An 18,724-nucleotide genomic window follows, 5' to 3' on the forward strand; every position below is an offset into this window, starting at 1 on the left:
TTTCTTTTATCCTTTATATAAAAAAGTGTAAGAACTATTAATACAATATAAATAGGGATATATTCTTTTGCTATCATTTATTTTATTTTGAATTATTTTGTCACTTTCTTTTTGAGTTCTTTTATTCTCAGTACAAGCTCCCAACGTGCATTGGCTGGGCAAAGAAAGTATAAGTAAGGTTCTGTAGGGTCTAAAAATGTAAAGGATAAGGGATAAATGAGGAATAAGCATCAGTTGCCTTTTGTAAAAAATTATCTTTTTCTCAATTTCAACAATCCATAAGTGAGCAACCCTAACAACAATGAGGCGCTAATTGCCAAAGTAAAACTCCCTACTAAATATTGTAACAAATTGTTTTGGATATATTCCATTGCTGTGAGGTCGCCTTGCGGCAGAATTGTGCCTCCCACAAAAAAAGTACCTATTTTAAGAGAAGAAAAAATAAGCACAGGTATCATCGGGGGGATACTCACGTTAGAGCAGATAAAAGCCAGAGTTTTATTCAAATTGAAGAATACTGCCAAAGTGATAGTAAGTATGGTTTGAAAACCCCAAAAAGGCGCAATGCCAAAGAATACACCTAATGCTACTGAACCAGCTTTCACGCTGTCGCTGCTGTTGCTTTCTAATATATCTTCTTTGATAAAGCGTTTAAGGCTCTTTTTTTTGGCATCTCTAAAGAAATTACGCGGCTTGATGTAGAAAAGCGCGATGAGTACCAACACGCTGTTGAGCAAGCTGATACGCATAAAGTCGCGGAAAGGTCGAAAATGAGAAACGCGTTCTTCGGGGTCGTACAACACTTGTATAGGTACATTTTTTAGTTGTACCCCATTCCAACTGCTGCGCACTAATATTTCTATCTCAAATTCAAACTTTTCGGTATAATATTTCTTAGGAATGTGATGCAAAGGATATAACCTATATCCCGATTGTGTGTCGGGGAGATTCACCCCCGTTTCGAGGTGAAACCAGAAGTTAGAAAATTTATGTCCGAAGCTACTTTTCTTAGGTACGCCATCTTGGGACATATTGCGGCTACCTACTAGCAGAGTAGGTTCATTTTCAGCTTCTATAGCGGCTATAAATACGGGGATATCTTCGGGGTAATGTTGTCCGTCGGAGTCAATGGTAAGGGCGTAGTCGTAGCCTAAATCACGGGCTTTGTTAAAGCCTATGCGCAGGGCATTGCCTTTGCCTTTGTTCTTAGGAAGATGAATAATAGTGAGTTGGGGGTAACGAGCGAGTATATCGGGAGTAGCATCGGTTGCGCCATCATTCACTATGATAATATGAGAGGTATAGCGCAACACCCCATCAATCACGCGAGCGAGGGTTTTAGCATTGTTATAAGTAGGAATTAAAACGCAAATTTTATTCTTCTCCACGATATTCTTCAACTAATTTTTTAACAATATTCAAATCAACTGTATCATATTCTGATTTGTCATAAATAGAAATGAACGCCACCGACATAGTTTCTTGACAGTCTATTTCTACTAATATTTCGTGAGTAATTACTCTTGCTCCACCACTTTTTCCTTTGTTTTTACTGCTTATGTTTAGTCGTATTTTTCTCAATCCTTCACCTAATGATACTCCTATATTAGGATTTGTTTCAATTTCTTCTTTTAATGCCTCAAAATCCTTCTTTAAACTTTTGTGTTTTTTACATAAAGCCTTTAATTCCTTTGCAAAAGAAGGTATATATCCAAACCTATATTTCATTGAGTAAATCGTCTAAATTACCTAATTTTACTTTACCCTCTCTTGCTTCATTTAGCTCATTCAAAGCATTAAAAAGTTTTTTCTTAAACTTTTTCTGTTGTGGATTTAAAGTTTCTTCACTCTTTTTAATATTAGTAACTTCTATAAAATCAAGAGATTTTATAAAATTTAGAAAAGCATCTATTTTAGATGGTTGTGCATTGATATTTATAGTAAGTTCCATATTTTTATGAGTTTATTGCAAATTTAACTTCTTTTTCTCTTCATCGTTAAACACTTTCGACTTCTTTACAAATCCTGCTATATGTTTTTGTAGTTCAGGAGATTGTTGAGCGTAGTGTGCGAGTATAAAATCCTTATCGGCAGTGATGTTGTTGCGATAGGGTACTACTTTAGGCAAGTGTTCTTGTACACTGAGGCGGATGAGGTGGAGTTCAGCATTTTGAGGTTGCTGTTTGAGGGCGTTTTCTAACAGCGGTTTGCCCTCTTTGAGCAAGGCTACTCTACCCCCTCCAAATTTTGCTAATATCATTTTGCTTGCCCCTTTATAGGCACTTAGCACCACATCGGTGGTAGGAGCATTGGCTATCAGCTCAGCAAAAGCTGCGGCGTTCTCTTTACTATCGGAAGCCGTAATATAGGCAGCGCGCACCTTTTCAAGGCTCTGCGCTTGCAGAGCCCCCAAACTCAAGAATAATATGATGAAGTAGATGTGTTTCATTTACTTGTTAAATATTGCTCTATACAAGTCGCTACCATTGGCATATAGCAAGATAGCAATGAGGATTACAAATCCTACCATTTGAGCGTATTCTAATACTTTTTGATTAGGCGCTCTGCCTGTTACCATTTCATAGAGGAGGAATACCACGTGTCCGCCGTCTAAAGCAGGTATAGGCAAGATATTCATAAAGGCTAAAGCAATAGAAAGGAAGGCAGTGATTTGCCAGAAAGAAAGCCAGTTCCAATTATCTTGGAAAAGTTTGCCTATAGAGCCAAAACCTCCTACTTCACTTGCTCCTTTTTTAGTGAATACAAATTTAAATTGCGAAACATAGTCGCGCAACACATTGTAACCATAAGCAGTTCCGTGACTTAAGGCAGCTCCTAAAGAGTAGTTTTTATGTGAAAGCTGTACTTCGCCTTCTCGTTGTCCTGCCGAAACTCCCATTTTTTTCTCTTCACCGAGAACTATTTTTAGTTCTTTGGCTACTCCGTCACGTTCTATCATCACACTCACGGGAGTTCCCACAGGAGCCATTGTAAGGGCAGGAGGTACGTCCGAAAAGTAGTAGATAGGTTCTCCGCCAATATTTACTAATTTGTCGCCTTTTTGCAAGCCTGCTTTAGCTGCTGGTGATTCTGGGATAACAGTATCGATAATAGCTTTTGTTTTGATGCTAAAAGGAGTAGTTTCACCGCGTAAATAAAGGGTTTTACCTATATTTTCAGGGAGAGAAAGGGTGCGTGTATTGCCGTCAATGCCTTGTACTGTAATCTGTTTGGGGTCGCGCAACAAAATGTGTTTGCTAGCTTCCAACACGTTCTCCAAAGGCTTGCCATCAATAGCAGTTACAATGTCACCATTTTGGAAACCATAAGCACGCATAGTGCGAGTAACGGCAAAACCATCTTTCACACCTTCGGGTTTGAGGTAATCTTGCCCCCAAGCGAAGAGAATCATTGAGTAAATAAAGAATCCTAAGAGCAAATTCACGGTTACCCCGCCTATCATAATGATAAGGCGTTGCCACGCAGGTTTAGAGCGGAACTCCCACGGCTGTGGAGGTTGTGCCATTTGCTCTTTGTCCATACTCTCATCAATCATACCAGCAATTTTCACGTAGCCGCCTAGTGGTAGCCACCCTATGCCGTATACAGTTTCACCTATCTTCTTTTTGAAGAGGGAAAACTTCACATCAAAGAAAAGGAAAAACTTTTCTACTCTTGTTTTGAAGAGTTTAGCAGGGATAAAATGTCCTAATTCGTGTAGGACTACTAAAATTGAAAGACTCAGAATTAATTGAGCCGCTTTTATTAAAAATACTTCCATGTTCAGGTTTTAGGTAACAGGTAAAGTTAGTGAGTTGGCGTAGCTGGATATGTGATAGATTCTTATGACAATAAGTGATGCAACACAAATGTTATACCACTCTTCACTTTTCATTTTTCACTCTTCACTTTCTTATTCGCTAATTGTCCGCAGGCAGCATCGATATCTTTACCGCGTGAGTGGCGAACGGTAACAGTGATGCCTGCTGCTTCAAGCATCGTTTGGTAAAGTTCAAGTGCTTTAGGGTCGGCTTGTTGAAAATCACCGTCGTCTATGGGGTTGTACTCAATGAGATTCACTTTAGAAGGAGCAAACTTACAGAATTTTATCAGCGCCTCTACATCCTTTTTCTGGTCGTTGATACCCTTCCACACCACATACTCGTAGGTGATGCGGTTTTTAGTTTTTTGATACCAATATGCCAAAGCGTCACGTAGTTCTTCTAACGGGAATTGTTCATTGAAAGGCATAATACCCGTGCGCACACTACCAATGGCTGAATGCAAAGATACTGCCAATTTGAATTTTACCTCATCATCAGCCATCTTTTTTATCAATTTGGGTATACCCGAAGTGGATAATGTAATGCGTTTAGGCGACATTCCTAAGCCTTCAGGTGAAGTAATCTTGTCGATAGCCTTCAGTACATTGTTGTAGTTCATCAGCGGTTCGCCCATTCCCATAAACACTATGTTAGAAAGCGGACGACCAAAGAAAGCGCGACTCTGCTCATCGATTACCTTCACTTGGTCGAATATCTCATCGGGCAGGAGATTGCGCATACGTTTTAAGCGCGCTGTCGCACAAAACGAACAGTTGAGACTACACCCCACCTGACTCGATACGCAGGCTGTCGTGCGGGTATCGGTAGGAATTAACACCGATTCTACCAGCAAACCATCGTGCAGGCGCACAGCGTTTTTGATGGTACCATCGTTACTGCGTTGCATCACATCTACTTTGATGTGGTTGATACTGAAGTGTTCAGCGAGCATCTCGCGTGTAGCTTTTGGCAGTGAGGTCATTGCCTCGAAAGTATGCACGCCTTTCTGCCACAACCATTCGTACACTTGGTTGCCGCGAAAAGCCTTGTCGCCATTACTCTCAAAAAAAGTGCGGAGTTCTTCCTTAGTAAGAGCGCGTATGTCGCGTTTTTGCATCATAATTTAAAATCCTTTACTACGTCTTCTAAAGGCAAGCGCGATTTAGGGTGCAAGTGCAACTGATTGCTGTCCTCGGGGTCGCGGTAGCCTATTGCCACAGCAAAAAGCGTAGTGTATTGAGGTTCATTTAAAAGTTTGTCGTACTCAGTGTTGATAATACCTTCCATAGGGGTGCTATCAATACCCATAGAAGCACAAGCGCTCAGGAAAAATCCTAAAGAGATATACACTTGGTTGTTCATCCACGCATAGAGCCCTACATCACCTTTAGGTTTCTGCACTTTGTGATAGAAGTTGAGTCCTGTTTCGGTAGCAGCTTTAGCGAGTTTTTTCTCAAATGAAGGTAAGGCACTATTTGCCATAAACACCACTAAATGGCTGGCTTGCTTCACGCGTTCCTCATTGATGAACGACGCTTTGGCGAAAGCTTCCTTAGTAGCTTCATCGCTTATAAAAACAAATTGCCAAGGTTGAGAATTGATAGATGAAGGAGCGAGACGTAATATCTCTTTGAGTTTAGCGATATCACTATCGCTGATGCGTTTATTGCTGTAATGTTTTGTAGTATAACGATTCTGTGCTAATTGCAGAAAGTCCATAGTGTTTTGTTTTTAAGTTTCAGGCGGCAAAGGTACGGCGTAATTAGCAAATTACCAAATTAGTAGATAGCTATTATCCCTCTTTTTACTATTGCTATTCCGTTACAACCTTGTTACCAATGCTTACAACTTTTTGCAAAAATGAAAAAAGCAATAAAATCCTATCGTTATTTATTTGCAAATATGCGAATTGTTATTATCTTTGCGCCCTAAAAACGTTTAAAAACAGAAAGATGAAGCTAAATTTATTTTATACGTGGATTTTCTTCTTAACAGCTTCCTTTGCGATGGTCGCGCAGAATATAGAAGTTATAGGTACTGTAAAAGATGAAAAAGGCGAGCCTTTATTAGGCGTATTAGTATTGATTAAAGGCACCCAGCGCGGTGCTGCTACCAATATGGATGGAAAGTACGAGATTCAAACCAAAGTAGGTGATGTACTGCAATATTCATTTTTGGGAATGAAAACTGTTGAAAAGAAAATCACTGCAAGCACTAAGCGAGTGGATATTGTTCTTAAAGACGATGTGCAAGAGCTAGAAGAGATGGTGGTTACCGGTTATGGTGCTCCTAAACTCGCCAGCCGTACTGTCGCACAAGTAGCACAAGTGCAAGGCAAGGATGTGAGTGCAGCACCTGTAGCCAGTGTATCCGATGCCTTACAAGGGCGCTTGGCAGGGGTAGTAGTAACCAGCAATTCAGGTCGTCCTGGTAGCAATAGTGATATCCTTATCCACGGATATAACAACTTCCAAGGAGCCTTAGGAGGTCATCAAAATCAAACTCCTCTATATATAATGGATGGAGTAGCTGTAAGTAGTAGTGTGATGAGTGACTTCAACCCTAATGATATCGAGAGTATTACAGTGCTTAAAGACGCAGCTTCTACTTCTATCTATGGAGCACGTGCTGCCAATGGAGTGATACTCATCACCACCAAAAAAGGACGTAATAATGAGCGTACAAACGTAACTATCAGCCACCAACTCGGTTTCTCAGCACTTACCAATGCTAGCCGTAAATTCTTTGATGATATGATGACTCCACGCGAATATATGGACTTTTGGATTGAAAGAGATCCAAGAAGCGTTATCAATGCAGCAGGAATGACAGGCAATACAAGAGCTATAGCTGAAGCCGCCGCTAATAAAATATTAACAGACAATCCTTATAACACTCGCTGGGATAAAATATTCTTCCGCGATTTTGTACCACTCACTCGTACAGATGTGTCAGTTTCAGGAGGTACTGAAAACACGTCTTATTACCTCTCTTTAGGATATTTCAAACAAGAAGGATCAACAGCTCCTCCTATCGATTACAAACGTTATACCCTAAATGGTAGTATTGATACACGCATTACCAAATGGCTCAAAACAGGACTCTCATTTGCAGTAGGTCATAACGAACGCGAAGGAGGTAACTCATTAGGAAGCCCTCGTGTTACTGCCCTACCTCTATATACACCTACCAACCCCGATGGTACAAGAAAAAACTATATCAAAGGAATTACAAGGCGTTCCGATGGGTTCTATCACCCTCAGTACTATGCTGATACACACCCTAATAACTCTTTTGGTGACGATTTCCTCCCTACAGGATACCTCACTATTGAACCTATCAAAAATTTGATATTCAAAACACAAGGCGGAGTACAATATTCCTATAGTGAATTAGAACAAAAAGAACTCCCCTCATTTATAGACTATAGATTCCTATCCGAAACTAATCCCTATTCAGGACTCTCAACTACTCGAAGCCTTAGAAAAAGTATCACAAATACTATAGAATATCGCTTCTTGTTAGGTAAAAAACATAGTTTTAACACCTTATTAGGACAAGAATCTATTGAAAATAAAATTACCCAACTTACTGTAAGAACCAGCGGACAACCCTCCGAAGGTCTTACAATGCTCGCTCACGGTAAAAAAACTCCCTACATAGATGATGATAAATCCATCAGTACATTCAACTCTTTCTTCGGACGATTGGAATACTCTTTCAATAACCGATACTTCTTGGATCTATCTATGCGCCGTGATGGTTCCTCAGCCTTCGGTAAAAACAACCACTATGGTAATTTCTGGGCAGTAGGAGCAATGTGGAAACTCAAACAAGAAAACTTCTTAAAAGAAGTGAAATGGCTCACCGACCTCAATTTGCGCTTTAGTACAGGACTCTCAGGTAACGCAGGGGCAAGCGGTTATAACCACATAACTACCATCAACGCCGATGAAATATACGAAGGAGGAACCGCCTATCAAATGAAAAAATTAGGAAACCCTAATTTACACTGGGAAGAACAACGAAAAACTACCGTTGGACTCAATATCGTAATCGATAGAGGCACCTCATTCAATATAGAATATTATGACCGCGAAACGTACGATATGCTCTCTAGCCGTGCCTTAAATACTACTACAGGTCAAAATCAATTCTTTGACAATGCAGGAGGTATGCGTAACCGCGGAATTGACTTTACTTTCTCATCAGTAGTGTATAGAAGTAAAAATGAAGACCTGAGCATCCGTCCTTATTTCAATGTAAACTACAATAAACAAGAAGTAACCTCCCTATTTGGTAATAAAATATCCGACGTAAGCTCTTACACAGGAGTAGCCTATAAATTAGGACGACCACTTGAATGGGCAGCCGCTATACGCAAAGGCATAAATCCTAACACTGGAGTACTCGAATACTATGTGCCAGGTACCGACCGTATGGAGCAAGTAACCGATGACAACAATGTAACCACAGCCTATGATTCAAGCAAACTCGTACAAACTACAGGTAAAAAAATGCAGGCTCCTATCAATGGAGGTTTCGGTTGGAATATCACCTATAAAACCTTCTCATTGGATATGGCATTCTCATTCTCATTGGGTAGATATATGATGAATAACGACATTAGTTATACCGAAAACCCAGGTAATTTCGGCATTTATAATATCAGTAGAAAAATACTAAACTATTGGAAACAACCTGGCGATATAACCGATTATCCTAAAATTGACTCCGAATATTTCGTGCGTAGTTTAGATTCTCGACTCTTAGAAGACGCCTCATTTATGCGTATGAAAAGCATCTCTCTTAGCTATCGATTACCTAAAGAAGTCATAGACCAAGTGAAATTCTTCCAAGGAGTACGCCTCTATGCAATGGCTCGCAATATCTTTACACTTACCAAATATACAGGAGCTGACCCTGAATTTGCTAACGCAATCGCATTAGGTGGTAACCCTCCTTCTCGCCAATTTACCTTAGGAATCGAACTTAATTTTTAAAAATATAAGCAAATGAAAAAAATATATAAAATACTCACTTTGGCTGTAGTCCCTCTTTTTCTAAACAGTTGTTTCAATCTGGATCAAGAGCCCTTTAAAGAACTCAGTGAGAAAAATTCTGCCCTAACAGTGCAGGACGCTCAGTATTGGGTGAATGGTATGTATAACACCCTACGTGATAATGTGTACGGAAAAGCTATGTACAGCAGCGATATACAAGTAGATTTCCTCAATATGGCACAAAGAGAAGGCGTGTCCGACCTATTTATCAACCTGCAAAACTGGTCGGAGTTCGTATCTACTAACGCTACTACCGCCTCTATATGGCAAAGTTATTTTAGCGCTATTCAAAATATAAATATAGCCCTTGAACAAATCCCATCAATACCCATCCCTCAGGATAATTACAACAATGATTCAAAACAAATAAAACATAATCTCGGCGAATTGTACTTAGGGCGTGCTTATTATTACACCTATTTGGTAACTCACTACTGCCCAGCTTATGATGAAAGTTCTCCTTACGGATTACCTCTGCTAACCGGAGAAACAATCAATAATATGCCCCAACGCAGCTCTGTGAAAGAAACTTATAATTTCATTTTAGCCGATATAGCACGCGCCGAAGAACGATTGAACGATGTAACAGGAAGAGCAGGAATGACCACCTTCTCTAAAGATGCAGTCGCAGCCCTTAAAGCTCGTGTACTACTCTATAAAGGCGATTGGGCAGCTGCTTACACTACTGCTACAAGCATCATCACCTCACGCTATGCCTTGAGCACCACTGAAAACGAATTGAAAGACATCTGGGAAATTGATAAAGAAGACGAAAGCATTACACAACTCTATGCAGCGTATTCATCAGGAGTAAACGCCTCCTCTATCGAACTCCCTTCAACCGATAACGGTAGATATTACATAGCCGCCGAATTAAACTGGAGAACACGAAGAGTTAGCGCCTATACCCCAAGCGTTATCCCTACACAAACTTTCGTCGACCTATTTGATAACGCCGACTTTAGAAAAAATGTGTATATCAAAAAATTGTTTGTCAATAATGGTCAAAACAAATATGATAATATCTATTTGGTATATAAATATCCCGATAATGCGCAGCTTAAATCATCACCCTATGCATCACCTACCTATATGCACAAACCAAAAGTATTCCGAATCGCCGAAATGTACCTTATAGCCGCCGAAGCCGCTTATAAAAAAGGCGATCAAACCAATGCTAAAATCTACTTAGATAGATTGCGCACTGCACGAGGTATAGGTAGCGTTACCTATACCGACCTTTGGACTGAAATCCAAAACGAACGAAACCGAGAACTCGCCTTCGAAGGATTCCGTATGATTGATATCAAACGTTGGGGATTAGATATTGTACGCGGTACTCCTCAAAATATCAACACTATTAAAACTGACCCAGCTAACCAATATTATCAAATGAATGTTCCAGCAGCTAGTGCCTATAAACTCACTTGGCCAATCGACCCCGAAAACATCCGATATGAACAAGGTAGAGCCAATTGGCAACAAAACCCAGGTTGGTAATTTCTTGAAAATCAAAAATAAAAGGCTGTTCTATTTTTAGGACAGCCTTTATTGTATTACCTCTTACCTCTTATCTCTTATCTATTCAAAAAATATTTATTTACTAAAAAATTGCTTTTTATAAAAACATATTGTATTTTTGCCCCAAATATACAAAGTTCGCTATTTGATGAGTGATTTAAAACAATTGGTAGCCTTATTAGATGAAAAAGCTATTGCCCTACAAGCCCAATTTCAAAATCTTAGGGAAGAAAATGACAAGCTAAAGCAAACCATTGAGGAACTTCGTAGTGAAAAAACAGCACTTCAAAGCACCATCACTACACTAAAAGAAAAAAACGAAACACTCGCCATCGCTAACCGTATATTAGGCAGTAAAGAACACAAGAGAGAAACTAAACTGAAAATCAATGCACTCATCCGTGAAATCGACGCGTGTATTGTTCAGCTCACAAAACAATAGCAATGGAACAGGACGAATTGAAAATCAAACTTTCAGTAGCCGATAGGCTATACCCCCTTACCATTGCCCCCGCTCAAGAAGAGGGATTTAGAAAAGCCGCTAAAAGAATAAACGATATGATTCAAGAGTTTGAAACCGTTTATCAATTGCGCGATAAACAAGATGGGTTAGCTATGTGCGCTATCACTTTGGCAAGGCAAATAGAACAAACCCGCCTCAATGAAACACAAGAAGATGAAACCCTCAAAAATACCTTAGAAAAGGTATATAATACCCTAAACCAAATAGGGTAAAAGCACGTTCATTTACATAGAAAACTTACTGCCTATATTGATTGTCCTTTCGGTAAACTCAACATTAACATTTCACAAAAGGGTGAGTTACAGTAGCTAAAGCGCGCCGGTCTTCAGTTGCCGGATACTTGACCTACTGAGTATCCCTAAACCTGTTTTTCAGAGTTTTACGTGAAACACATTAATCAATATAGGCATTTTTTTATATTAATATTTTATTTTTTTAAATCAACAAGATGGATAGTACAGTTATTATAAGTATTGCAGTTTTTATTATCGCCCTTGCCATAGGGTTTGCTATCGCCAAAGTGCTGGAAAAGAAGAACGCCTCTAAAATTATTCTCAACGCTCAGAATGAAGCCGACGTTCTTCTAAAAAATGCTAAAGTTGAAGGCGAAAACATTAAAAAAGACAAAATCTTCCAAGCTAAAGAAAAGTTCCTCGAACTAAAAGCCGAACACGAAAAAACAATCGCTGCCAAAGATAAAAAAATGGCAGAGGCTGAAAAACGTATTCGTGATAAAGAGTCTCAAGTATCCAATGAGTTAGCTCAAAACAAACGCCTTAAAGACGAATTGGAAAAGAAAACTGAAGAAGCTGATTTCCGCCTCCAAACTCTCGACAAAAAACAAGAAGAAATCGAACGTTTGCACAAAAGCCAAGTGCAACAACTCGAAGTTATCTCTGGACTCTCCGCCGAGGAAGCTAAAAAACAACTCACCGACTCTCTTCGCAGTGAGGCGCAAGCCGATGCAATGGCTTATATCCAAAATACCATTGAGGAAGCGAAACTCACCGCTCATCAAGAAGCGCGCAAAATCATTATCAACACCATTCAGCGTATAGGCACTGAGGAAGCAGTAGACAACTGTGTATCAGTATTCAACCTCGAATCCGATGAAGTGAAAGGTCGCATCATCGGTCGTGAAGGTCGCAACATCCGTGCCCTTGAAGCCGCTACTGGGGTCGAAATCATTGTAGATGATACCCCCGAAGCAATTATCCTCTCTTGCTTCGATTCAGTACGCCGCGAAATTGCTCGTTTGTCATTGCACAAACTCGTAACCGATGGGCGTATCCACCCTGCACGTATTGAGGAAGTGGTTGAAAAAACTACCAAACAAATAGAAGAAGAAATCGTTGAAATAGGCAAACGCACCGTAATCGACCTCGGTATCCACGGATTACACCCCGAATTGGTGAAATGTGTAGGTCGTATGAAATACCGTTCTTCTTATGGTCAAAACCTCTTGCAACACTCACGTGAGGTAGCCAAACTCTGCGGGGTAATGGCAGCCGAATTAGGCTTAAATCCTAAACTCGCTAAACGCGCCGGACTCTTGCACGATATCGGTAAAGTGCCACAAGTGGAAACCGAAACCCCTCACGCGCTCCTCGGTATGGAATGGGCAGAGAAATATGGTGAAAAACCCGAAGTGTGCAACGCTATTGGGGCGCACCACGATGAAATTGAAATGACTTCTCTCCTTTCACCTATCGTACAAGTATGCGATGCGATTAGTGGAGCACGTCCTGGAGCACGTCGCCAAGTACTCGATTCGTACATCCAACGCCTCAAAGACCTCGAAGATGCAGCCTTCACTTTCCAAGGTGTGAAAAAAGCCTATGCTATTCAAGCAGGTCGTGAGTTGCGCGTAATCGTAGAAAGCGAAAAAGTAACCGACGATAAAGCCGCAGAACTATCATTCAACTTATCACAAAAAATCCAAACCGATATGACCTACCCAGGTCAAGTGAAAGTAACGGTAATCCGTGAAACTCGTGCTGTGAATATAGCGAAATAGAAATGACCTATATACAAAATTACATATACCAAATCATCGCTACCGCCATTGCATTGGTGGTTTTCACTGCCTTGCGCTATTTGGTGAACTCTATTATCGAAAAGTTTGGCAAAAGAGCAGGTTTAGGCGTGAGCCGTACACGTTTGGTTAAAAAGTATATAGATTATTTTATCTATGCATTGGCTATCCTTACTATTGTCTCTATTTGGGGAATAAAAACCGAACAACTCTTCTTGTTCGTTACTTCAATTCTTACGGTAATAGGGGTAGCTTTCTTTGCTCAATGGTCTATACTCAGCAATATTACAGCAGGTATTATTGTGTTTTTCTCTTCTCCTTTTAGAATAGGTGATACTATCAAGATTTTAGATAAAGATTATCCTATTGAGGCTAAAATAATAGATATCAAGTCTTTTTATACCCTTTTGAAAACCGAAGAAGGTGAACAGATAAGTTTGCCAAACAATCTCTTGTTACAAAAGGGAATTGTGATTGTCTCGGAAGAGGAATATGCGATAAAACTAAAATCGTAATACCGCTTTAAATAATTAAAACCTAATTGATATGCTAACCAAAAACATCAAAAGTTCTGTTGTTATAGCCATCGCATTGGTGATAGGAGTCTTGCTTTATTGGTTTCTTCCTTATGAAGAACCTACTAAAAAAGGCTTGGCACTACTTGCTTTTGTAGCCATTTTATGGCTTACTGAAGCCTTACATATCACTGTTACAGCACTGTTAGTGCCTGTATTGGCAATACTTTTAGGCTTAGAGAGTACCAAAAGTGCACTACAGGCTTTTGCAAACCCCACAATCTTCTTGTTTTTTGGTGGTTTTGCCATTGCTACAGCCTTAAGTGTCCAAAAACTCGACCAATATATTGCCCATAAGGTGATTTCTTTGGCGAGAGGTAATTTCCTATTAGCGGTATTCTTGCTGTTTTTAGTTACAGCTGTGCTCTCTATGGGTATCAGCAATACAGCTACAGCAGCGATGATTATCCCTTTGGCTATTGGCTTGCTCAAAAATATCGACTATGAGAGCAATAAAGGCACTTATGCCTTTGTGATATTAGGGGTGGCTTATAGTGCGAGTATAGGGGGTATGGGTACTTTGGTGGGTAGCCCTCCTAATGCGATTGTAGCTTCTCAATTGAACATCACTTTCGCCCAATGGTTGCGCTATGGAATGCCTACAGTTTTAGGTTTGTTCCCTCTGATGATTGGAGCTATGTATGTGGTATTTCGCCCTAAACTGAATATCAAGATAGAGAGTGAAACAATGACTGAAAAACTGAACACTAAACAGTATCTCACTATTCTCATCTTTTTAATTACAGCCCTTTGCTGGATATTTGGCGACATAATCAATGAGGTGATTACTTCTTTCTTGCATATCGAAAAAATAAAAGATTTTGATGCTGTGGTAGCAATGATTGCTGCCGTGTTTGTGTGTTTGTTTGGCGTTGCCGAATGGAAACAAATACAAGAAAACACCGATTGGGGCGTGCTAATGCTCTTCGGTGGCGGACTTTCATTAAGTGTAATCCTCACTCAATCGGGAGCGAGCAAGGCATTGGTAGATTCGGTGCAATTCCTCATTTCTGATAGTAGTTACTTTGTCATTGGAGTTGTGGTCGCTACTTTTATCATCTTCCTCACCGAGTTTACTAGCAATACCGCTAGTGCAGCACTTTTAGTGCCTATCTTCATTTCGGTAGCCGAAAATATGGGACTTGATCCGTTAGGGCTTTCACTCATCATAGGTTTAGGAGCATCTTGTGCCTTTATGTTGCCCGTTGCAACTCCGCCTAATGCCATTGCTTATGGTACCGGAAAAGTGCTTCAGAAGGATATGGTGAAGGCTGGTTTTGTACTGAATATATTATGTATTATTTTTATATCACTAATGGCTTTCTCCTTTTGGAAATAATAAACAGAAAATATTAAAAAAAGCTGTCTGAACATTGTGCTCAGGCAGCTTTTTTTATCTCTTACTTATTCAAAACTCTTTTTAAGGTGAAAGTAGCTAATACTAAATACACTAAACAGAGTCCCCACATTCCCAGCCAATAAGGCATAATGGTAGTGAGATGAGCCCCCATTTGGGTAATGGAAATAAATCCTTTTGCCCCTAAGGTAGTAGGCACGATATACGAGAAGATATTTAGCCACTGTGGCATTGCTATTGAGGGCCACGAAAAGCCGGTGAGCATTACCGAAGGCAACGAGGTGTACATAATGAGCATAATCGCATCTTCACGGCGGCGTAGAAAGTTGAGCAAGCAAAGCCCCATAAACACTATCGAAAGGATAAAGGGTATCATAAATACCAAGGTGCTGAGCATTGAACTGCGCACTGGAATGCCAAACAATGGCATTATAATGCCTAAGATAATGAGCAATATCACCATTGAAAAGCCTAAATAGGTAGTAGCTTTCCCCATTACAATGGGTAGTGCTCCCCAGAAGCTATGTGAATTGGGGTATATTTTGCGTAGTTTGTTACCCTCGCGCATTGTACCTCCTAAAATGCCTACTGCTGTGAGAATGGTGGTTTGGAAAATAATCACCAGAACTATGGGAATTAAGAAAGTGGCATAGCCCGATGAAGGGTTGTATAAACTCACTACTTTAGCACTTACAGGCATAGCTTCCTCACGTGCTTGGGTAGGGAGCTTGCCTTGTGCCGACGAGCGTTTCATCTCAACGCCTGCATTGAGGTAGACCGCTGAGAGTTTAGCTGCAGTGAGCACTTGCTTGTAATAGAGCATATACGAAGCATCCGCATAGACGGATATAGAGGGTTGTTCTCCGCGTTGTAGATCGCGTGCAAAACCATTAGGGATGGTTACGATACCGCGTATTTGCTCACGCTGAAAAGCCTTTTCTGCTTCGCTGAGGTTGAGATAACTGCTGTAGATAGCCACACCGCTATTGGCATCTATCATACGCAATAGCTGACGACTTTGCGCTGTATTATCCTCATCAACCACTCCAATAGGGAGTTTTTGTAGCGTTTCTTCGGAATATAGGTAGGTGTACAAGAAAGAGACTACCACTGCTACTATCACAAACGAAAAGAACACCGCTTTGTCGCGGAATATATATTTGGCTTCCCAGAGCATTGCACGGGTGAAGTCGGCTGAACTTTGATATATATAACTTCTAAATTGTTTCATATCCTCCTGATTTTATTTTCTTTACAAATATAGGGTAGGCAACTATCAGCAATAAGCCAAAGAGCAATAAGGCTAAAAGGGGTTGCCACGTCATTTCCACAGGTATCCCTTTGATAGCGCGATTTACATAGTATTTCATAAAATGAGCATAAGGGAAGATTTGCGCTAAATACTGTATGCTGCGAGGCAGACCTTCCATAGGGAAAGTATAAGCCGCAAACGAGAAGGCAATCGCTGTAAAACCACTACCTACAGTGAGTGCCGACCTGAAATTAGGCAAGAGAGAAACAAACATAATGCCTATAATCTGATATACAATCACTAAAGCAAAGGTAATCAGCACTACATTGAACATCGGGATGTGGAGGGGAGCGCCTATAAGCCCGAAGAGGAGATAGTTCATCCACCACGCGACAAAGAAGAGCACTAAAGTATAAGGCAGAAGTTTGCCTATCAAGGCTTTTAGCGGACTGCCACCAGCCTTTTTGAGCCATTGTTTCCCCCGACGATAACGGAATTCTATTCCTAATACATATACCGTTACCATCATCACAATCATTTGGAGCATCATCGGCAAGAGTGCTGTAAGCAGGTAATAGGCATAATTAGAATAAGGATTGTACAAACCGTGGTCATCTACTTTTACGGTTTGAGCCTCAGCGCGTACCTTCTCGGTTTGTTGTCCTTTTTGCATTTTCTTCTTCATTACCAGTCCCGCAGAGAACATTCCTACAGTAGTTTGAAAATCCTTTTGGATAAGACTTGCCCCCAGCATAAACTGATTATTGGTATAACAAATCACCGATTGATTTTCGCCTTTGAATAGTTTCTGCTGAAAATCGGCAGGGATAACGATAAAGCCCATTATCTGCTGTTGCTGGATAAGTCGTTGGGCTTCCTGTTCATCGGTGAGTTGGGTTTTCAGGTCGATGTTTGGGGTAGCATCGAGCATACGCAAAAGGTTCTCGGACAGCTGACTTTGGTCGTAATTGATATACGCCATAGGCAGGTCGCGAGGCACGCCTTTGTAGAAAATAGCTGCAAAGAACCCAAAGATAACCAAAGGGAACACCAAAACGTAAAACAGTCGTTTGGGTGATAGGAAAAGGTTCTTGCATTCGGTTTTAAAATATTTCATAGTATAATTAGCAAGTTAGGTTTATTCTTTTTCTTCCAAAGTAGCTTCTGAAAGTAATTCATCAAAGCTATTAGCTATTTTGTGAGTAGATTTATCGTCAAGCCAATAGTCCCAAACTGACCCATTGGAGAGGTTGAAGTATAGTCTGGAGTCATCACCTAGACTACCAAAAACAAAAGTATTTTCAGTATTAGGTTCATCAAGATATTGTAGTAATTGCCACGCTTGATAGTCTCTGCTCAGCTTTTCAAAAAGGAGGTTACGATTTTTAATATCCAAATCTTTACCTTTGTACTGATAAAGGCAATATAAATCAAAACTGTTGAGGATTTCCTTGTAAAAAGCAGGAAGTTCAAAGGAATGTTTTTGTTCTGTTTCTGTAATTCTGTTCATACTTTTTTATTTATTAAATAATCTAAGTTAATTATATTTCTTCAGCGTCTTCTAAGTTTTCTATTAGGATAGGTTCTTCGTCTTTAAAATGAAAAGAAACTCCATAAGGTTCGCAAAAGCTGAAACCACCTTCGGCGAAATGCAATATCCACTCTTTGTTGTCATAGAACAGGAATTGCGGACTTTCAAAAGGGACTTCCTGCAAGGGAACACTGAGCAATTGTTTTTCTTCTTCCAAAAGATGAAAGCCTTCTGAGCATATCAGCAGTTGTTCTTGAAAATAAGAAAGTGCTTTCGCAACCAACTTATCTGCACTGGTAAGAATCTGTTCAATAAAAGCAATAGTATCAGGTGTGATGGTTTCACTATTGCTAAACACAGAAAAAGGCAGCTGTAAAGTTTCTTTGTAGAAATCACTTTTCCACTGGAATGAAGCCTCCCAAAAATACTCGTCTCCCACTTTTTGAGAGAAAGCAAGAGTGCCAAACTTGGTGTTATAACTTGATGTGTTCATTTTGTTAATTGGTGACTTATATCAATCATAGATATACAAATCTAAATCAATAGAGCTATTTAGTTTGCTTAGCAAATTGATAGTATTGTTTTCAAAAGCTATTGCTGGAGCAGGTTCTTTATTTGTTTCAACTTTAAAACGCATTATAGATTTTAAATTGTTTTTCTGTATAAATGAAGATATCTCCTCAATTCTTGGGGTTACAATTTTTTTAAGAGGCTTTAAACTATCTTCTACAAAAAGAGATATAATATCTTTAAATGAATATTTCCAAAAAGTATCTGTACTTATCCTAAATTTTAGTTTATCACCTTTGTAAGCAAATTCGGTAGGGGATATATTTATGATTTTGGAAAACTCATCTATATCAAACATATCGCCATAAACGATAAAAGTTAATTTAATTCTTGTCATTTTGAATATTATAGTCAAACAAAAATAGATTGCGAGTAAATCAATTATTTTAGAGAAATCAACTTTGCCAAAGGTCGTAGCACGACGAGCAATTAAAACTTTGGCAAAGTGTAGTAACATAAGAGGCGATGCCTAG

Annotated in this window: 19 protein-coding genes; 7 read left to right on the forward strand and 12 right to left on the reverse strand. The window is 39.8% G+C overall.

What is annotated here, in order from left to right; genetic code table 11:
* Positions 1-251 precede the first annotated feature (251 nt).
* The 7 genes from DR017_RS11140 to DR017_RS11170 form a co-directional block, all read right to left on the reverse strand.
* Complete coding sequence (locus DR017_RS11140) at positions 252-1,400, reverse strand: DUF2062 domain-containing protein (protein ID WP_002681337.1); 1,149 nt, start codon at positions 1,398-1,400, stop codon at positions 252-254.
* Positions 1,375-1,728, reverse strand: a complete 354-nt coding sequence (locus DR017_RS11145) for a hypothetical protein (protein WP_002681374.1) — start codon at positions 1,726-1,728, stop codon at positions 1,375-1,377. The genes DR017_RS11140 and DR017_RS11145 overlap by 26 nt, the downstream gene beginning before the upstream one ends.
* Positions 1,718-1,951 (reverse strand): hypothetical protein, encoded by a 234-nt coding sequence (locus DR017_RS11150; protein WP_002681378.1) that lies wholly within the window; start codon positions 1,949-1,951, stop codon positions 1,718-1,720. Before DR017_RS11150 ends, DR017_RS11145 begins: the two co-directional genes overlap by 11 nt.
* 12 nt (positions 1,952-1,963) lie before the next feature.
* A complete protein-coding gene (locus tag DR017_RS11155) occupies positions 1,964-2,449 on the reverse strand; it encodes a hypothetical protein (protein ID WP_002681343.1) in 486 nt (161 codons plus the stop codon).
* Positions 2,450-3,781, reverse strand: coding sequence for an RIP metalloprotease RseP (gene rseP, locus DR017_RS11160; protein ID WP_002681365.1), 1,332 nt, complete (start codon positions 3,779-3,781; stop codon positions 2,450-2,452). It abuts the gene before it with no gap.
* 110 nt (positions 3,782-3,891) lie between these two features.
* Positions 3,892-4,944 (reverse strand): dual-specificity RNA methyltransferase RlmN, encoded by a 1,053-nt coding sequence (rlmN, locus tag DR017_RS11165; protein WP_002681390.1) that lies wholly within the window; start codon positions 4,942-4,944, stop codon positions 3,892-3,894.
* Positions 4,941-5,543 (reverse strand): nitroreductase family protein, encoded by a 603-nt coding sequence (locus DR017_RS11170; protein ID WP_002681361.1) that lies wholly within the window; start codon positions 5,541-5,543, stop codon positions 4,941-4,943. The genes rlmN and DR017_RS11170 overlap by 4 nt, the downstream gene beginning before the upstream one ends.
* A 233-nt stretch (positions 5,544-5,776) precedes the next feature.
* Between DR017_RS11170 and DR017_RS11175 the strand changes: the two genes are divergently transcribed.
* The 7 genes from DR017_RS11175 to DR017_RS11210 all read left to right on the forward strand — a co-directional run bounded on the left by DR017_RS11175 (position 5,777) and on the right by DR017_RS11210 (position 14,880).
* Positions 5,777-8,827 (forward strand): SusC/RagA family TonB-linked outer membrane protein, encoded by a 3,051-nt coding sequence (locus tag DR017_RS11175; protein WP_002681359.1) that lies wholly within the window; start codon positions 5,777-5,779, stop codon positions 8,825-8,827.
* Positions 8,828-8,839: 12 nt separating this feature from the next.
* Positions 8,840-10,387, forward strand: coding sequence for a RagB/SusD family nutrient uptake outer membrane protein (locus DR017_RS11180; RefSeq protein ID WP_002681392.1), 1,548 nt, complete (start codon positions 8,840-8,842; stop codon positions 10,385-10,387).
* 169 nt (positions 10,388-10,556) lie between these two features.
* Complete coding sequence (locus tag DR017_RS11185; RefSeq protein WP_040361726.1) at positions 10,557-10,850, forward strand: hypothetical protein; 294 nt, start codon at positions 10,557-10,559, stop codon at positions 10,848-10,850.
* 2 nt (positions 10,851-10,852) lie between these two features.
* Positions 10,853-11,143 carry a cell division protein ZapA gene (locus tag DR017_RS11190; protein WP_002681364.1) on the forward strand — a complete coding sequence of 97 codons (291 nt, stop codon included), beginning with the start codon at positions 10,853-10,855 and terminating at the stop codon, positions 11,141-11,143.
* A gap of 236 nt (positions 11,144-11,379) precedes the next feature.
* Positions 11,380-12,948, forward strand: a complete 1,569-nt coding sequence (rny, locus tag DR017_RS11200; RefSeq protein WP_002681350.1) for a ribonuclease Y — start codon at positions 11,380-11,382, stop codon at positions 12,946-12,948.
* A gap of 2 nt (positions 12,949-12,950) precedes the next feature.
* Positions 12,951-13,481, forward strand: coding sequence for a mechanosensitive ion channel domain-containing protein (locus DR017_RS11205; protein ID WP_002681339.1), 531 nt, complete (start codon positions 12,951-12,953; stop codon positions 13,479-13,481).
* A gap of 31 nt (positions 13,482-13,512) precedes the next feature.
* Positions 13,513-14,880: an SLC13 family permease gene (locus DR017_RS11210; protein WP_002681405.1), complete on the forward strand. Its 1,368-nt coding sequence runs from the start codon at positions 13,513-13,515 to the stop codon at positions 14,878-14,880.
* 61 nt (positions 14,881-14,941) lie between these two features.
* On the opposite strand, the gene DR017_RS11215 is transcribed toward DR017_RS11210, so the two are convergent.
* Genes DR017_RS11215 through DR017_RS11235 form a run of 5 tightly spaced genes read right to left on the reverse strand, consistent with a single transcriptional unit; the run spans position 14,942 to position 18,708 of the window.
* Complete coding sequence (locus DR017_RS11215) at positions 14,942-16,129, reverse strand: ABC transporter permease (protein ID WP_002681325.1); 1,188 nt, start codon at positions 16,127-16,129, stop codon at positions 14,942-14,944.
* Positions 16,116-17,267, reverse strand: a complete 1,152-nt coding sequence (locus DR017_RS11220) for an ABC transporter permease (RefSeq protein ID WP_002681356.1) — start codon at positions 17,265-17,267, stop codon at positions 16,116-16,118. The genes DR017_RS11215 and DR017_RS11220 overlap by 14 nt, the downstream gene beginning before the upstream one ends.
* Positions 17,268-17,288: 21 nt before the next feature.
* Positions 17,289-17,660 carry an SMI1/KNR4 family protein gene (locus tag DR017_RS11225; RefSeq protein ID WP_002681331.1) on the reverse strand — a complete coding sequence of 124 codons (372 nt, stop codon included), beginning with the start codon at positions 17,658-17,660 and terminating at the stop codon, positions 17,289-17,291.
* A gap of 31 nt (positions 17,661-17,691) precedes the next feature.
* Positions 17,692-18,174: a hypothetical protein gene (locus DR017_RS11230; RefSeq protein ID WP_002681394.1), complete on the reverse strand. Its 483-nt coding sequence runs from the start codon at positions 18,172-18,174 to the stop codon at positions 17,692-17,694.
* A 21-nt stretch (positions 18,175-18,195) separates the two neighbouring features.
* A complete protein-coding gene (locus tag DR017_RS11235) occupies positions 18,196-18,708 on the reverse strand; it encodes a DUF4279 domain-containing protein (RefSeq protein WP_232501562.1) in 513 nt (170 codons plus the stop codon).
* Positions 18,709-18,724 lie beyond the last annotated feature (16 nt).

The organism is Capnocytophaga sputigena, from assembly GCF_900446695.1.
Classification (GTDB): domain Bacteria; phylum Bacteroidota; class Bacteroidia; order Flavobacteriales; family Flavobacteriaceae; genus Capnocytophaga; species Capnocytophaga sputigena.

Coding starts and splice junctions, on each gene's coding strand:
- DR017_RS11230 (WP_002681394.1), bottom strand. CDS start 18,174: ATGAACACATCAAGTTATAACACCAAGTTTGGCACTCTTGCTTTCTCT.
- DR017_RS11155 (WP_002681343.1), bottom strand. CDS start 2,449: ATGAAACACATCTACTTCATCATATTATTCTTGAGTTTGGGGGCTCTG.
- DR017_RS11185 (WP_040361726.1), top strand. CDS start 10,557: ATGAGTGATTTAAAACAATTGGTAGCCTTATTAGATGAAAAAGCTATT.
- DR017_RS11225 (WP_002681331.1), bottom strand. CDS start 17,660: ATGAACAGAATTACAGAAACAGAACAAAAACATTCCTTTGAACTTCCT.
- DR017_RS11190 (WP_002681364.1), top strand. CDS start 10,853: ATGGAACAGGACGAATTGAAAATCAAACTTTCAGTAGCCGATAGGCTA.
- DR017_RS11235 (WP_232501562.1), bottom strand. CDS start 18,708: ATGTTACTACACTTTGCCAAAGTTTTAATTGCTCGTCGTGCTACGACC.
- rseP (WP_002681365.1), bottom strand. CDS start 3,781: ATGGAAGTATTTTTAATAAAAGCGGCTCAATTAATTCTGAGTCTTTCA.
- DR017_RS11205 (WP_002681339.1), top strand. CDS start 12,951: ATGACCTATATACAAAATTACATATACCAAATCATCGCTACCGCCATT.
- DR017_RS11170 (WP_002681361.1), bottom strand. CDS start 5,543: ATGGACTTTCTGCAATTAGCACAGAATCGTTATACTACAAAACATTAC.
- rlmN (WP_002681390.1), bottom strand. CDS start 4,944: ATGATGCAAAAACGCGACATACGCGCTCTTACTAAGGAAGAACTCCGC.
- rny (WP_002681350.1), top strand. CDS start 11,380: ATGGATAGTACAGTTATTATAAGTATTGCAGTTTTTATTATCGCCCTT.
- DR017_RS11180 (WP_002681392.1), top strand. CDS start 8,840: ATGAAAAAAATATATAAAATACTCACTTTGGCTGTAGTCCCTCTTTTT.
- DR017_RS11175 (WP_002681359.1), top strand. CDS start 5,777: ATGAAGCTAAATTTATTTTATACGTGGATTTTCTTCTTAACAGCTTCC.
- DR017_RS11210 (WP_002681405.1), top strand. CDS start 13,513: ATGCTAACCAAAAACATCAAAAGTTCTGTTGTTATAGCCATCGCATTG.
- DR017_RS11215 (WP_002681325.1), bottom strand. CDS start 16,129: ATGAAACAATTTAGAAGTTATATATATCAAAGTTCAGCCGACTTCACC.
- DR017_RS11145 (WP_002681374.1), bottom strand. CDS start 1,728: ATGAAATATAGGTTTGGATATATACCTTCTTTTGCAAAGGAATTAAAG.
- DR017_RS11150 (WP_002681378.1), bottom strand. CDS start 1,951: ATGGAACTTACTATAAATATCAATGCACAACCATCTAAAATAGATGCT.
- DR017_RS11220 (WP_002681356.1), bottom strand. CDS start 17,267: ATGAAATATTTTAAAACCGAATGCAAGAACCTTTTCCTATCACCCAAA.